The 16,404-nt window shown below is 37.8% G+C and carries 8 protein-coding genes and 1 riboswitch; all 8 genes read left to right on the forward strand.

Annotation, left to right across the window (positions count from 1 at the left end):
• Positions 1–57 precede the first annotated feature (57 nt).
• Positions 58–1,557: an amidase gene (locus ACFSMW_RS18455; RefSeq protein WP_390357773.1), complete on the forward strand. Its 1,500-nt coding sequence runs from the start codon at positions 58–60 to the stop codon at positions 1,555–1,557.
• Positions 1,558–2,661: 1,104 nt separating this feature from the next.
• Positions 2,662–3,624 carry an AAA family ATPase gene (locus ACFSMW_RS18460; protein ID WP_390357774.1) on the forward strand — a complete coding sequence of 321 codons (963 nt, stop codon included), beginning with the start codon at positions 2,662–2,664 and terminating at the stop codon, positions 3,622–3,624.
• A complete protein-coding gene (locus tag ACFSMW_RS18465) occupies positions 3,624–4,892 on the forward strand; it encodes a DUF58 domain-containing protein (RefSeq protein ID WP_390357775.1) in 1,269 nt (422 codons plus the stop codon). The genes ACFSMW_RS18460 and ACFSMW_RS18465 overlap by 1 nt, the downstream gene beginning before the upstream one ends.
• On the forward strand, positions 4,889–7,120 hold the full coding sequence (locus tag ACFSMW_RS18470; RefSeq protein WP_390357776.1) for a transglutaminase TgpA family protein: 2,232 nt from the start codon (positions 4,889–4,891) through the stop codon (positions 7,118–7,120). Before ACFSMW_RS18465 ends, ACFSMW_RS18470 begins: the two co-directional genes overlap by 4 nt.
• A gap of 74 nt (positions 7,121–7,194) precedes the next feature.
• Positions 7,195–7,296, forward strand: a riboswitch (purine riboswitch).
• Positions 7,297–7,493: 197 nt separating this feature from the next.
• Complete coding sequence (guaA, locus tag ACFSMW_RS18475) at positions 7,494–9,029, forward strand: glutamine-hydrolyzing GMP synthase (RefSeq protein WP_390357777.1); 1,536 nt, start codon at positions 7,494–7,496, stop codon at positions 9,027–9,029.
• 602 nt (positions 9,030–9,631) lie between these two features.
• On the forward strand, positions 9,632–11,737 hold the full coding sequence (locus ACFSMW_RS18480; RefSeq protein ID WP_390357778.1) for an AAA family ATPase: 2,106 nt from the start codon (positions 9,632–9,634) through the stop codon (positions 11,735–11,737).
• Positions 11,722–13,683, forward strand: coding sequence for a UvrD-helicase domain-containing protein (locus ACFSMW_RS18485; RefSeq protein ID WP_390357779.1), 1,962 nt, complete (start codon positions 11,722–11,724; stop codon positions 13,681–13,683). Before ACFSMW_RS18480 ends, ACFSMW_RS18485 begins: the two co-directional genes overlap by 16 nt.
• A 250-nt stretch (positions 13,684–13,933) precedes the next feature.
• Complete coding sequence (locus ACFSMW_RS18490) at positions 13,934–15,823, forward strand: RNA-directed DNA polymerase (RefSeq protein ID WP_390357780.1); 1,890 nt, start codon at positions 13,934–13,936, stop codon at positions 15,821–15,823.
• The last annotated feature ends 581 nt before the right edge of the window (positions 15,824–16,404 follow it).

Below are 16,404 nucleotides of genomic sequence, written 5' to 3' on the forward strand. Positions count from 1 at the left end.
CCCCTTGGGTTGCTACCAGTTCGATGATACAATCTTGGTAGTAAGGGAGGAGACGAGATGGAACTAGATACATATTTAAAATGGGACGCGACAGAGATGGCGCAGCAAATACGTGCCAAGCAGGTTACATCTGCTGAATTGCTCTCGTGCAGCTTCGAGCAGCTAAAAAAAGTAAACCCGCGACTCAATGCGGTGGTCCATGAAAGAATGGAAAAGGCCTTGGATGAGGCACATCATATTGCGGTGGATCATCAAGGACCGTTCGCGGGAGTGCCGCTTTTGCTGAAAAATATATCACAGGCATTGGAAGGAGAGCTGCTCACATCCGGTTCGCGTTTATTGGAGCAGTCCAAAGCCAGTCGTGATTCAAACTTCGTGAAAAGACTGCGAACTGCGGGTTTTGTTTTTATGGGGCACACCAATGCACCTGAATTCGGATTGAAAAATATAACGGAGCCTAGATTATATGGACCAAGCAGAAATCCGTGGGACCCAGCATTTTCTCCAGGCGGTTCCAGCGGTGGAACCGCAGCTGCGATCGCTTCTGGCATTGTTCCACTCGCTGGAGCGAGCGATGGGGGAGGATCAATACGAATTCCCGCATCGTTTACAAGTCTTTTCGGACTGAAGCCAACAAGGGGACGGACCCCTGTAGGTCCTGGTGCCGGCCGTCAGTGGCAAGGTGCTTCGATCGACTTTGCATTAAGCAGGAGTGTCAGGGACAGTGCGGCCATGTTGGATGTTTTGCAGGTGATTCAGCCTGAGGCAGCATTTCAAACCCCTTTATTTGCGGAAAGTTACAAAGCTGCCATGGAAAAACCTTTTAAGCAAAAATTGCGCATCGCTTTTTCTACAGTTTCGCCAGTCGGCACCCCGGTCAGTGCGGATGCAAGGGAAGCAGTCATGAAGACCGTAAACTGGCTTGAAAGCCAAGGCCATATTGTAGAAGAAAAAGAAAACGGTGTGGACGGGCATCAATTGATGCGAAATTATTTTTTGATGAACAGTGGTGAAATGGCTTCCCTTGTTCAAGACCTGCAGCAAGCTTTCGGCAGACCATTGACTGCGGAAGATATGGAAATCGAGTCATGGCTGCTAAATCGGGCAGGTGAAGCGGTGAATGCCGCTGCATTTTCGGCAAGCCTGGCTTCCTGGGATACAGCGGCAGCACAAATGGCAGCATTGCACCAAGCATATGATTTCTACATCACACCAGCAACAGCCTATCCCGCGCCGGCAATCGGCGAACTCACTTTTGACACATATGCGCAATTGCAATTGAAAGAGAAAATGGAACAAGCTCCCGCCTCACAGAAACAGGAAATCATTTGGGAAATGTTCCTCCCAAGCCTCACTTATACACCTTTTACACAGCTGGCCAATTTAACAGGGCAGCCGGCAATGTCTTTGCCAGTTCACAGGTGTGACAACGGTCTGCCGCTGGGTGTGCAAGTGATGACTGGCAAAGGAAAAGAACATAAACTTTTACAGCTTGCTTATCAATTAGAGCAGACTGATCTCTGGGTTGGCATGAACGGTAACCATTATTTCGCATAGCCTTTCTGGGATCGGGACAATCCTTGCATTCAAAGACTTTAAATGTCCGTGTAAATCTACATTGATCTGTTCGCAGGATAGCGCTATCAGCAATAATGCCGGTTTTTCCGGGGTGTTATTGTTTTGAGAGGTGCGCTATCAGCAATAGTTTCGGTTTTTTTGAGAAGTTATTGCGATGAGAGACAAAACCAGTAAATGCTTCATCGGGTTTTATCATAAGATGTTTTTGTTCATTCAAATGATTTAAAATATAAACAAGGGAGGTGTCCACCAAAATGCTAAGGATGCCTCCCTTGTGCTTAATTTACCGGGTTTTTATCCCGCGCCTATAAGATCGTTACTTTATTTTGCTTCGTAGTACCGGAAACGGATACAAATTTTAATTTTCTATTGTCTTGTTTGAGGTTAAATGCCTGATCAATGGGGTTGATTATCTCATCATCCGAAATATGTTTATTAAAACGTGATCTCCTCGGATTTTCGATTTAACAGGTCAAGCGTCCCTTTGCCCATGTAAGTTGTGTCATTGCGTGCGTCATGTAATTTTGCTTTTACAATATAATCATGCGCTTTTCGATATCAAGTGATACGATTTGTCAGTATGGCATTTCACCTTTAAGATTTTTTGCATAAAAAAGAACCCACAGATGGAAAAGCCCCCGATAATTTTCACGAGTCAAAGATGCATCATCAGTTTAAAACGAAGATAACATTTTCGTTCCCATTCACTAAAATGAAGGATAGCAGGTTTAATCTTCTTTGAATTTGACAATAATTAAATTGAATTTTCTTTATCTAGTGAAGGGATTTTAGTATAGTTATAATTAGTAAGAATGGGAGTCAAAGTGTCGCTTCCCATCTCTTTACTTCAAATCATTTTAACCATCCCTACCCGCTGGATCGCTTTCAACTAAACTACCCATCAATCCAGGCGGCAAATCTATTCCTTGTCCAACGGAGATAACTGGGTTTGGTGCCTCGCCGGCGGACGCTAAAGAGGCGGAGGTCTCCAGAATTGCCGCCTGGAATGCAAATCAACTATCGCTTCATTTGATTCCCCTATTGTCACGATTCCAATAAAAACAAATAAGGAGAAGATAATACGTGTCTGAAATCACAACTGTTTATCATAAAAAAATAGATAAGATCTTGGGAAATATCAATAAGGTTATGATTGGAAAGACAGATATAGCGCTGCTTAGCCTCACTGCACTGCTGGCAAAAGGTCATGTTTTGCTGGAAGATGTACCAGGAATGGGAAAAACCATGCTTGTCAGGACGCTGGCAAAGTCACTCGATTGTGGTTTTAAACGTATCCAATTCACACCCGATCTATTACCATCCGATGTAACGGGTGTGTCCATTTACAACCCGAAAACAATGGAATTCGAATTCCGCAAGGGCCCGATTTTTGGAAATATCGTACTGGCGGATGAAATAAACAGGACTTCGCCAAAAACACAGTCCGCGTTACTGGAAAGTATGGAAGAAAACAACATCACAGCTGATGGCATCACCCTTCCGCTGGAGCAGCCGTTTTTTGTCATGGCGACACAAAACCCGATTGAATATGAGGGCACCTATCCTTTGCCGGAAGCACAGCTGGATCGTTTTTTACTAAAACTGAACATGGGTTATCCTTCGATGACGGAAGAGATAGAAATGCTAGAGCGTACATCCAATCAGCATCCATTCGATTCATTAGAAGCGGTAGTGTCCCAACAGGAAGTATTGGAACTGCAGCAGTCGGCAGCGGAGGTTTATGTTGATGCAAGCGTGTCACAATACATCATTCATCTTGTCCGCAACACGAGAGAGCATCCATCGATTTTTCTGGGTGTCAGTCCAAGGGGAGCTATCGCATTGATGAAAGCCGCAAAAGCCTATGCTTTTATACATGGACGGGATTATGTACTTCCTGACGATGTGAAATATTTATCCCCTTATGTGATGGCACATCGAATCATTTTACAGGCTGAGGCAAAATATGACGGGAAAACGAATCAGCAGGTGATTTCTGAGATCGTGCATCATGCTTATATTCCGACAAGGAAGGATTTCGGCTGATGAAGCAGACAGTTGGCTTGGTTTTTCAACTTGCTTGGATGTCATTGTTATTAGGCATTCTATTCGCATATGCCATGTTTGAAGGTGGATTCACAAGCTGGTTCTTACTTGACAGCTTCGTACCCATCTTCGTATATCTGCTTTGCCTGCAATTCTACCCGCTGAAAGGCTGGAAAGTAAATAGAACATTATCACATTACAAAGTGAACGCAGGCGATCATTTACGCGTGGTCATCACGATGAGACGTAAACTGCGTTTTCCGTTGTATTACTGTGTCATTGAAGAAATCATGCCAGAAAGTCTGAACAGACTTGACATTCGTAGAAAGAAGTATACCTTTTTGGATGCTCCGGAACAATTAGCTGCACAGCGACGTGTGAAAAAGCTGATCTTTCCCTGGTTTAAAAAAGAGATGACCGTCTCTTATGAACTTGTCCAGATTCCCAGGGGACGCCATGAATTCACAGCGATTCACGTTCGAACAGGGGATATTTTCGGTTTTATGAAAAAACAGCATCTTTATCAGCTGACGGATGAATTGACCGCTTATCCAGCCCGTCCAGCTGTTAGATTGAGAGAGTCGATGAAATATCAAAAGCAGGGCTCATTAGCCTCCAGCGCCATGCACTTCCAGGCCGGAAACGTCGCTACAAGTATCCGTGAATATGTCCCGGGGGATAAATTTTCCTGGATCGACTGGAAACAAACTGCGAAAAAGAATGATGTGATGACAAAGGAATTTGAAAAAGATAAAAGCACCGACGTGCTAGTCGTACTGGATGCCTGCAATCGCGGTAAACAAAATTGGCTCCAGTTCGATGCTGCAGCAGAGCTATCAGCAGCATTGCTGGAAGCCTTTGAAAAAAAGTCCTCCAAGGCAACGTTTTTATCCGTCCATGATAAAGTGGAACACTTTTCCATCGCGGAAGGACGGCGGGCTCAATTGGACCGGGTCTATCAGCATTTAGCAGCCGTCGAACCGGTTCCTGCTCTGTTTCCTGCGGTATTGCTTCAGGAACTGAATAAAATGCCCACCGGGTTTGTAGCGTACATCTTGACGGCAAGTTTGGATGAGATGTTGTTTGACGTATTGCGGAAAATGAATATGCACAGCCATGGCATCCATATTTTGCTTATCTCAGCTGCAGCGGAGCTGGCGGATTCTGACCGGATGCTTGTACGTCATATGGCTAAACAGGGGATCACTGTTACTTCATTGACGAAAAAGCAGCTGGCTGCTGATCCAATCGAGGTGAATGTATTTTGAAACAAACGATGTATAATCAAATACCCGGCATTTTCGCAGCAATTCTTTATATTTGCGGTTTCTTGCTTTTCTTAGAGTGGTTGTACCCGATCAATCAGGTAACAGATACGAGTGATCTCCAATTTTTCATAGGGTATGCGTTGTTTTGTTTTGTCATCTCCTTGCTTCGGGCACCCTGGTGGCTCTCCTTTTTGTTGAAAGGTGCAGCACTGATGCTGATTATCCATCGTCTTTTCTATGATATTCCCTTGCTTCAATTATCCTGGATTCATATATTTTTTGATCAGATTTTATATAACGGGAAGCTCTTTTATACGCAGCAATGGTACGCGTTCACCCCGGAATTTCGCAGCTTGTTGTTCATTGTCCTGATATGGCTGATGAGCTATTTGATCCATTATTGGTTCGTATATGTGAAAAGAGTGTTCCTGTTCATATTGATGACATTCGTTTATCTGACAGTACTGGACGTCTTCACGGCATATGACAGCTCTATCGCTGTCATCCGTACATTCATCTTTTCATTCCTGGCACTGGGATTGACCAGTTTTTCCAGATTGGTGCAAAAGGAACAGATCCACTTTGCATGGAAAAAAAATGTCCTTTACTGGCTCTTGCCATTGGTTCTCACTGTATTCGCCACATCCATTGTTGGTTTCGCCGCACCAAAGACGGAGCCGAAATGGCCAGACCCTGTTCCTTTTTTGCGTGAAGTTACCGGTACCAATGGTGACGGACCTATACAAAAGGTAGGGTATGGCGAGGACGATACCCAATTGGGCGGAGATTTCGTGCAAGACGATACACCTGTTTTCGAGGCCTTGGTTAAAGATAGGCAGTATTGGCGCATCGAAGCAAAGGAAATTTATTCAGGCAAAGGATGGGAATCAGCAGGCAATCAGGCGAATTACAAGGAAGAAATCAGCGGGATTATTTCCATGCACACCTTTTACTCGAATGTTGAAACGGATACCGGGAATGCAACCGTTCGTTTCGTTTCCGGAGAGGAACTTCCTAAAGTAGCTTATCCATACGGTGTCAGCAGGGTTGCGGGCAATAGCGGGAAAGAAAAGGAAGCTGTTGATTTCTTTACTGAAAACCGTTCCGGTTCCATTTATGCCAAAATGGGCAAGCAGGATGTGAAACTACATGAATATGACGTCCAGTTTGATGAGCCTTCCTATCCGATTGAAGAGATGCGCGAGGTGAACGAACAGCAAAAGGATGATGCAGACAGTATCTATCAGCAGCTTCCTGATGAACTGCCTGACAGGGTACGCAAGCTTGCGGAGAAAATAACCGCTCCATATGATAATCGGTATGATAAAGCAAAAGCGATTGAACAGTATTTTGGGGATAATGGTTTTGTATACCAGACAACGGATGTCGCAGTTCCAGAAGGTGATCAGGACTATGTCGACCAGTTTTTATTCGATTCCCAACGCGGTTACTGCGACAATTACTCGACTTCGATGGCTGTGATGCTGAGAACGATAGGTATTCCAAGCAGATGGGTAAAAGGATTCACCGGCGGGGAGATCAAAAAGAAAAACGTGTTCGATGACGGTACAGATATGTATGAAGTCACCAATTCGAATGCTCATTCGTGGGTGGAAGTTTATTTTCCAGAAGTGGGCTGGGTACCATTTGAACCTACGCAGGGATTCGATAATCCGGCAGATTTCCAAGTACATGTGGAAACGCAGTCTGGCAGCAACTCCGTCGAGACAACGGGAGAACACAATGGGCCGGAACCAAAAGAAGAAAAGGAAGCAGCTGCGCCAAAGAAAAAGCAGGATGATATGGAAATAGCAAAATCGGAAAAGAAAACGAACACAGACGACGAGCATCGCGCATGGCTTCCAATCACCTTATATATAGGGGGAATGTTGGCTGCGGCGTTCGTATTGCTTTATCTGTACAAAAAAAGATGGCAGCTGCGCACATGGCGCATCAGCAAAATTTGGCATATGAAGCGCGACGCCAAAAGTTTCCAACGCATCTACCAGTATTTACTCCAATTGCTGGCACATGAAGGAATGCAGTTGGAAAAAGGGCAAACTTTAAATGAATTCGCCAGCAGGATCGATCACCGCTACCGGACAAAGGATATGAGCAGGCTGACGGCTATTTATGGCCGGATGGTCTATCGCGGGCAATTCCGCCCTGAGGACACACAGCGAATCACCGAATTATGGAAAAACTTAGTAAAGCAAATTAGGGCTTGACCAAGGTTTTTCCGGTCGTTACAATAATATTGTTGAGTTTACTGTGGAAAGATAGTACCACATTGAAATAGCAATCTGAATATGATACAGCCTTTCGTATATCCTCGATAATATGGTTCGAAAGTTTCTACCGGAACACCGTAAACGTTCCGACTATGAAGGCAGGATCAAACAGGTGATTGGAGACCTGGGTTTCTGCCTTTTTGCACATTTTTTTGTTTGCAAAAATACGGGGACCCAGGTTTTGTATTATCAGTAAATGGATGATTGCAAATACAGCCTTTACATGTACAAGCAACGATGACATTCACAAGAGACGTGGCAGATGCCATGCATTTTGGTATGGAATGCAGAATGATGGGAGCTAAAAGCAATGGATAATCAGGAAATGATATTAGTACTCGACTTTGGCAGTCAGTACAATCAATTGATCACCAGAAGAATCAGGGAATTTGGTGTTTACAGTGAGTTGCATTCACACAGACTTACTGCTGATGAAATTAAAAAAATGAATCCGGCTGGAATTATTCTATCTGGCGGACCTCACAGTGTGTATGATGAAAACAGTTTTCGTGCGGATGAAGCGATATTTGATCTGGGGATCCCCGTTCTGGGCATTTGTTACGGCATGCAGTTGATGACTATTCATTTCAACGGCAAGGTGGAAAAATCCAGAAACAGGGAGTATGGCAAAGCGCTGATAGATATCAAAGACCACCCTGTGCTTTATCAGGAAACGCCGGTGCAGCAAACAGTATGGATGAGTCATGGCGATAAAGTGGTTGCGGCACCACCGGAATTTGTCGTGGATGCGACTAGTAATTCCACACCTATCGCAGCGATGAGTAATGATTCGGCCAAACTGTATGGTGTTCAATACCACCCGGAAGTACGCCATTCCGAATACGGCATTCAACTGCTGCGCAAATTCGTTTTCGATGTGTGTCAATGTGCTGGCGATTGGACAATGGAGAACTTCATTGATATTGAAATGCAAAAGATTCGTGAGCAAGTTGGCGACCGCAAAGTATTATGCGCGTTGAGCGGCGGTGTGGATTCATCTGTTGTTGCCGCCTTGATTCACAAGGCGATTGGCGATCAGCTCACATGTATTTTTGTTGATCATGGTCTGCTGCGCAAAAATGAAGCGGACGAAGTGATGAAAGTGTTTGCGGATGATTTTCATATCCGAGTGATCAAAGTAGACGCAAAAGATCGTTTCCTTTCTAAATTGAAGGGCGTGGACGATCCAGAGAAAAAACGGAAAATCATCGGTAACGAGTTCATCTACGTATTCGATGATGAAGCCGCTAAATTAAAAGATACGGATTTCCTGGCACAAGGTACACTTTATACAGATGTCATCGAGAGTGGAACAGAAACAGCTCAGACGATCAAATCACACCATAATGTCGGAGGATTGCCTGAAGATATGCAATTTGAATTGATCGAGCCGCTGAATACATTGTTTAAAGATGAAGTTCGTGAATTGGGTACCCAGTTGGGGATCCCTGAGCATATTGTATGGCGCCAGCCTTTCCCTGGACCAGGACTGGCTATTCGTGTGCTTGGTGAAGTGACAGAAGATAAATTGGAAATTGTACGTGAATCTGACGCTATTTTGCGGGAAGAAATTGCTGCTGCTGGACTTGACCGTGATATTTGGCAATATTTCACTGTGCTGCCAAATATCCGCAGCGTCGGCGTCATGGGCGATCAGCGCACATACGATTACACTATCGGTATTCGTGCAGTGACTTCCATAGACGGCATGACCTCTGATTGGGCACGGATCCCTTGGGATGTCCTGGAAAAAATATCTACACGCCTCGTGAATGATGTGGACCATATCAACCGTGTCGTGTATGATGTAACGAGCAAGCCACCTGCAACGATTGAGTGGGAGTAAAGAGCTAACTTGATTTGAAGAGAGAACGCCTATTTAACAGTGTTTATCTTAATCTTAAATTGACAAATTGGTATAAAATAATATAGTTCCCTGCCAAAATCCCTGCCAAAATAATTTGGTGGGGATTATTTCTAAAAATTATACATACAAAATTCGTTGAAATCTATATAACCTCCATAATTAGTAATAATAAATTCATACATTGTCTCGAAACTTCCTTCTTTCCCATGTTTTAATTTATTTTAAGTCCATAGTTATAGACGAATCAATAAACAATTAGATGAATGTTTAGGTGTTTGACTTCAGCCAGGTTTGGTAAAGTTGACGACTTGATTATATTAGAAATCGTAGATACTGATTTGATGAAGGTTAAAAATATTTAAATCGTATATTGTAAAAATCAAAACTAATTGATTAAAAAAGGATTAATAGGCTTAATCTATTAATCCTTTTTACTTTTAAAAAAATAAATTTATTATTATATACCAAAGCAGTAATTTACTGGTAGAATATAAATAGATATTATAAAATTAGTAAGATTATACTAGTCTTTTGTACTAATTCTTAGAACATTAATAATTACATAGTTGGAGGTTTATGTAGTGCTTTTAAAAGAAATAACTATACAAAATTATAGGAAGTTTAAAAACGAATCATTCTCAATGGCTGATGATGTTACTTTACTTGCTGGTGCTAATAATAGTGGTAAGACTTCTATGATTAATTTTATTGGTTCTATAATGCAAAACGGCAAAACACCATTTTTAATTTCAGACATACCAGTAAAATTATCAAAGCAGTGGGTTGATGAAGTGTATGACATATTTATGAGTTGCTTTAATGAGAGTCAGGATACATTATCTACAGTAGAAAGTATTGTAAATAAGCTATTCATTACTGAATTAACTAGTTTACACAGTGATGTAATAATACCTACAACATCAATAAGATTTAAAATAGATTATAATGCAAATGATGATATTAGGAAGTTTGCCGATTTTATTATGGATTTGAATCCAGAAAACAAAAGCTTCTATTTTGAATATTCATTTCGGCCAACTAAAATATCCTTTGGACAAGCATTAGAAGATAATTTTAATAAATTATATACTAGATACAAAAAAATTAAGGCATTAGAAGATCCAACTTCAAAGATTGATCAATTTAAAGAGATACTATTGTCTATTTATGAAGCAAGTATCCTTGAAAAGTGTTATTTTAGCGATAGCGATTATATAGATAAAGTAGAGATTGAAGTTTCGGTTTTCAGGAGGCTTTTTAATTTTAAATATATTAATGCAGGTAGACCACTCGATGATCAGGGTACTGGTAACTTTAAAAGTTTAAGTAAAAACATGATTGAACTCGCAACCCATAATGAAAAATTAGGGCCTCTATTAGAGAACTTGCCAGATCAAATACTCAGTCCCATACAAGATGCGAAAATTATTGATGAGGTAAGGGATGTCTCTGTTAAAAGTCTTAGCGATGCGGTTAAAACTATTGATAAAGCAAGTGGCGGAAATACAGGTAATATAATTATTGATATAGACATTAACGAAGATACAATAACCTCTCTTCTTAATCAAATAACTAATACAAAATATCAGTATGAAGGCTATTTTCTGAATGAATCTTCTCAAGGATTAGGTTACAGCAATATGATTTATATACTTCTACAGCTAGAAACATATAAAAGAAAAATTGATCCACTATTAGTCAATTTATTTGTAATAGAAGAGCCCGAATCACATATGCATCCTCAAATGCAAAGAGTTTTTGGGAAATATTTAAAAGATTACTATCTTCAAAAGAAAATACAGGGATTAATAAGTACCCATTCAGGGGAAATGGTGCGACTAACAGAAATGAAGAATCTCAGAGTTTCACGTCCATTAGATCATTTAGAAAGTAAAATTTATGACTTTTCGACATTTAAAGAAAGCCTGAGCGGTGATACCACTCTCGATACATTCTATGATTGGTTTTATGAAATCGGTTTTTCTGACATTGTTTTTGCAGATAGAGTTATTCTTTATGAGGGTGATACAGAACGATTGCTTATAAGAAAATTATTGACTTTAGATACATATGAAGAACTTAGTCAAAAGTATATAGCGTATGTTCAGGTCGGCGGTGCTTACGCGCATAAATATAGTAAGATAATTAATTTCTTGAAAATAAAGACCCTTATTTTAACTGATCTAGATTACAAAAAAGATGCAGTAACTATTGAAGCCGTAGAAGAGTCTGAAACAACAAATGCAACAATTAATAGCTATTATGGCGAATCAAAAGGGACAAAATCTCCTATAGTACTTGATTTGTATAAATGGAAAGAAAGAGGTGAGAATGAATTATTCGGGGGACTAGCACTAGTTAATTATCAAGGTAAAGATGAACAGTATGCTCGGACTTTAGAGGAAGCGATGATGTCGAAATTTTATAATTTTAACGTGCTAGAAAAAAAAGATAGAAGCTTTTGGATTCAGCAAAGAGTTGACGCTAATCTTAAATATACTGTTCCAAACCCTGCTAAACTTGGAAAAGGTGATTCAGACAAAGATAAAAAGTACAGTATTAGAGATATTGTTAAACACACAGAAAATAAAAAGACTGATTTTATGTATTCAGTTATTCTAAATGGTCTAATAGAAAAGATGCTTCCGAATTACATTAAGGAGGGATTAGATTGGCTACAAAAATAGTAGATAATATCTTTCTCGTCAACGCTCCAGCAGGTAGTGGCAAAACTACAAAAATAAAATCAATGATTGTGAATCATAAGATAAAATATCCCATTGATAATATACTTTGTATTACTTATACAAAGAGAGCTGCAGAAGAGCTAAAAAAAGGTTTAAATGAAGAAGGAATTAACATACATACAATTCATTCATTTCTTCATAAATTCCTGAAAATTTACTTTTCTAAGGGTGAAATGATAGATCTATATTTTGAATTATTTGGTGGTTTAATCAGAGATGACATAGAGAATAAGGAAAAGAAAGAACATATTTCAAAAAGGAACTTAAAGTTTATCGAAAAGCACGGTTGTTTATCAATAGAAGTGCTTAAGGCTAATATTAGGACAATTTATTATAATGAATCAACGAACAACCATCTTTACAAAGGGGGGTTATCCCACGACAGTTTGATATTATTTGCAGAAAAAGTGTTCGAAAGGTTTCCAAAGATTAAGATGAGACTAACGCAAAGGTATCAATTAATTTTTATTGATGAATACCAAGACTCGGCTCCCAGTGTATTAAAAATGTTTTATAAAGCAGTACTTAATACAAGGTCAAGCCTCTATTTTCTTGGTGACAAGATGCAACAAATATATAAAAACTATGATGGATCGTTTGAAGAGGAATTAAAAACTCTAAATACTGATATTAAATTAGATACTAATCACCGCTCAATACCAGATATAGTTTACATATTAAACAATATATATAATGATCAGCAATTTAAACAAATCCCATCTGACAGAAATGGTGTTAGTAAACCAGATCACCCACCAAGAGTAGTAATGTGCGATAACATTCATGAAAGATTAAAAAGGGAGCAAATAATTTATCCGGATGCTTTACTGTTATTTTTACTAAACCAACAAAGGTTTGATTCGGTAGGTGCAGGTGAGTTGTATAGACAATTTAATAGATTGGATAGATACTCACACGTAAAACAAATAAGTGCTATTGATGTCTTATCCGATAATACTAATGAAAATAAAGATCCCCTTTTAAAGTTGCTTTTTGTTTTAGACGAAATATTAGGTTATTATGTTAATTTTAACCTTGGAAAGATAATTCAAACCCTCAAAGCAAATCGAAAAATATTTAATATAAAAGTACGTACAATTACTAGTCATCAGGACAGAGTTAACTTAAGTAAACTATTAACTCAAATATATGAGGCTTTTCAGAAAGAGAACTCAATAAATGAACTTTTAACTTTCATGAGGAAAGTTAATCTTTTTAATAATTGCTATATTGATAATATATATGATGAATATATTGAAATTTTACAAGTTAACGTAAACGAATTCAAGGCACTATCAAAATATTTGAAAGATCCAAAAGTCTCAACACAACACGGTGTAAAAGGAGAGAGTCATAACACAGTGTTCTTTATTGCAGAAGATTCCTTCAGAAATCCAGTTGTTCATATGCATAATTTCTTGAAACTATGGACTTTCATGGAATTAACATTAGATTCTTTAGAATCGTTTTATTATGATTATATGAAATGGATTGAAGATACAATTGACCATTTAGAATGTAAAATTTCGGATTTAAATAAAGAAAGCTATGATATACATGCAAAATACCTGAAAACAAGAGTGGAACAATTATGTAAACATTTTGAGGGGAATATAATATTTGAAACTCTGTGTGGAAATTCTTGTAATAAATACCTCCTAAATCCAAATGTTACAAATGTTAGAAAATGTTTTAAAGAAAGTACTGTGTACGGCGTACTAGCTGCGTATAGGCTTTTTTATGTAGGCTGTTCAAGAGCAAGAAGCAATTTAACAATTTTTATTGATTTATCTAAGGTAATAGATTTTTCAGAGTATTTGATTGCTAAGTTAAAGAGAACAGGATTTAGTGTTGAAATTGAAGCAAAACAATTGGTGGAATTATGAGTAAAAGATCAGGATAAAGTCTATCAGTGGTATTAAAAATTCTACTCAATGAATGAGTTTTTTTGAAAGTAATAGTTAAGGAAAATTCAAAGTTTTATCCGTCAAAGGAAGTGGACTAATTAGGTATATTAAAAATACAAAAATACTTTTAGGTGATGAGTTTAGTAAGCATTTGATAGATAATAAACAAGAATTAGAAGAGCTTATACCAATGGATTAAAAGAGGAGAGCTTAATTTGGAAGTGATAAAATGTCTGAAGAGAGAGAAATCGCAAAAAAAATAATATTATCGGGGTATTTTGCTAATCAAATACCAGGTGAATTCAAATCTACTACTTTAAGTGACAATATGGATAGTCTTGACTTAACAAAATCAAGACTATCAAAAAAAGGTTTAAACAAAAAGTGTAAACTAATAGATTTTTCAATACCGAAAACGGGTAATTTTCGGAGAATTATATCAGTTCCGCACCCGCTTCATTATATATTGTTAGCGAGATTAATTGAAGATAATTGGGATAATTTAGAGGCACATTTTTCAAAGTCACAATTTTCTTTAACCACTCCGCATATTTTTGAAGATAGTATAGAACCAAAGTATAAAATGTCTGAGAAGATTAATAAAAGGATACATAATCTCGTATTGAAAAGATATATTTTACAAGCTGATATTACAAGGTATTATCCAAGTATTTACACTCACTCTATTCCGTGGGCACTACACACAAAAGAGGTTGCCAAAGCAAATACAAAAGATGATAGGTATTTTGGTAATGTGATTGATAGATTGACAAGAAATCTGCAGGATGGACAAACTATAGGAATTCCTATTGGTCCCGTCGTATCATTAATAATACAAGAAATAGTCGGCACAATAATTGATGATGAATTTAAAAGAGAATATGGCGATGGTTTAGTAGGGTATAGATATACAGATGATATGGAATATTATTTTAGTTCATCAGAAGAAGCTGAGAGAGCGCTTAATATTTTAAATAAAACTTTAAAAAATTATGAACTAGATTTAAACAATACAAAGACTAAAATAATTAAAATACCGCAAATTTTAGAACCTGAGTGGTTATATTACTTTAAAAGATATGAATTTAGAAGAAATAAAAAGGATAAGGGAAAATCAATTAATTTACAGCATACGGATATAAAAGAATTCTTTAGTACAGCTTTTAAATATAAGATTCAATCAGCTGAAAAGGGAATATTAAACTATGCAGTAAAAGTATTGAGAAGAGTTGTAGTTTATCGGGAGAATTGGGATATATTCGAGTCGTTACTATTACAATCCATCCTTGTAGATTCATCAATAATACCTACTGTGTTTGAAACTATTGAAGGATATAAATATAGGGGTTATCCATTAAATACTGAAAGGATAAAAGATTTTATTAATGTTCTTATTAAAGATAATGTGGAGTTAAGGAATGAATTTGAGGTATCATGGGCACTTAGTTTTGCCGTAAAGTTGGATATCACTATAGAAGAAGATATAAGTAAACTATTGTTAAGGAATGATAATGCAATAATAAATATATTGGTAATGATATTAAATTCAAAGAACCTTTTAAAAGGGGATTTAGATTTTTCATATTATGAAACACTTCTTACTGAAGAGAGTCTTTATGATAGTAATTGGCTCTTCTATTATGAGTGCTGTCTCCATGGTTGGTTAGGAAAACGCAAAGATAATCAACATTTTAAAGATGATAAGTTTTTTGAACAACTTTTGAATAACAATGTATCATTTGTTAATCCGACATACTCTAAAGTATTAGAGGAAATAAAGAAGTCCATCATTTCTTTATGCCTTAAACACTATAAAACTAATATGAAGACCTTAGAACCAGAGGATATTATGTCAAAAGTAATTGAAGAGTACTCTTTTTCAATAGAAGGTGATTTAATAGAAGAATTGAATATTGAGTTGGTTAATGAAATTAATAAAATAAACACTTCTGAAGCAACAGAAGAACCAGAGGAAGCTGAAGGAATGGAAGAACCAGAGGAAGTTCCTAAAGAAAATAAGGTACAAGGGAGAGATAACAACTGGCTATTTAATTTCTTAACTACAAATGTAAACAAAGCGTCAAATATTAGAAGATATGAAATTGAAGAGGAGTATTAAGTTTTTATCTCATTTATACAATCACGGAGAACAAGAAAATGAAAAGTCACTCTGTTTTTGGTAAAGCTTTTTCTTTGGATATACTTTATCTAAAGGGGATTTTAACAAATTACATTATGATATTCTATAAAAGTTCGCGATTGTTTTACTTCATCTTTGCTTTCATATATTAAAATAAAATAACCTCTCAAAGATGGGTGGCGTGATGTAACTTCTAACAAAATTTCAACCGGACAACAATAAAAAGACAAAGAATAATCGCTTGCTAGCCTAAAGTGTCTCCGTATCTTAGTCCAAAAGATTGCCCGATTTTTGCCCGTTTTAATTTGAAAGAGAATGATATTTTTTGATAGATAATCCCTATAAAACCGCATTTTAAGGATTTTGAGCGATTTATATAATCAAGTTCGAATTGGAAGGTTCATTTCTTTGACGCTTACAAGCAAAGAAGTTTTTTATGTGGAAAATGAAGGCGTAAACTTTGAAAAAGGACTAAATAATAAAAGCCCCATTTGGTACCGACCCCCGAAAGTTAGAGTAAAAATCTAATTTTCGGGGGTGTTTTTATGACCAAATATAAT

It is taken from the genome of Tigheibacillus halophilus, assembly GCF_042683165.1.
In the GTDB taxonomy this organism is placed as follows: domain Bacteria; phylum Bacillota; class Bacilli; order Bacillales; family Amphibacillaceae; genus Tigheibacillus; species Tigheibacillus halophilus.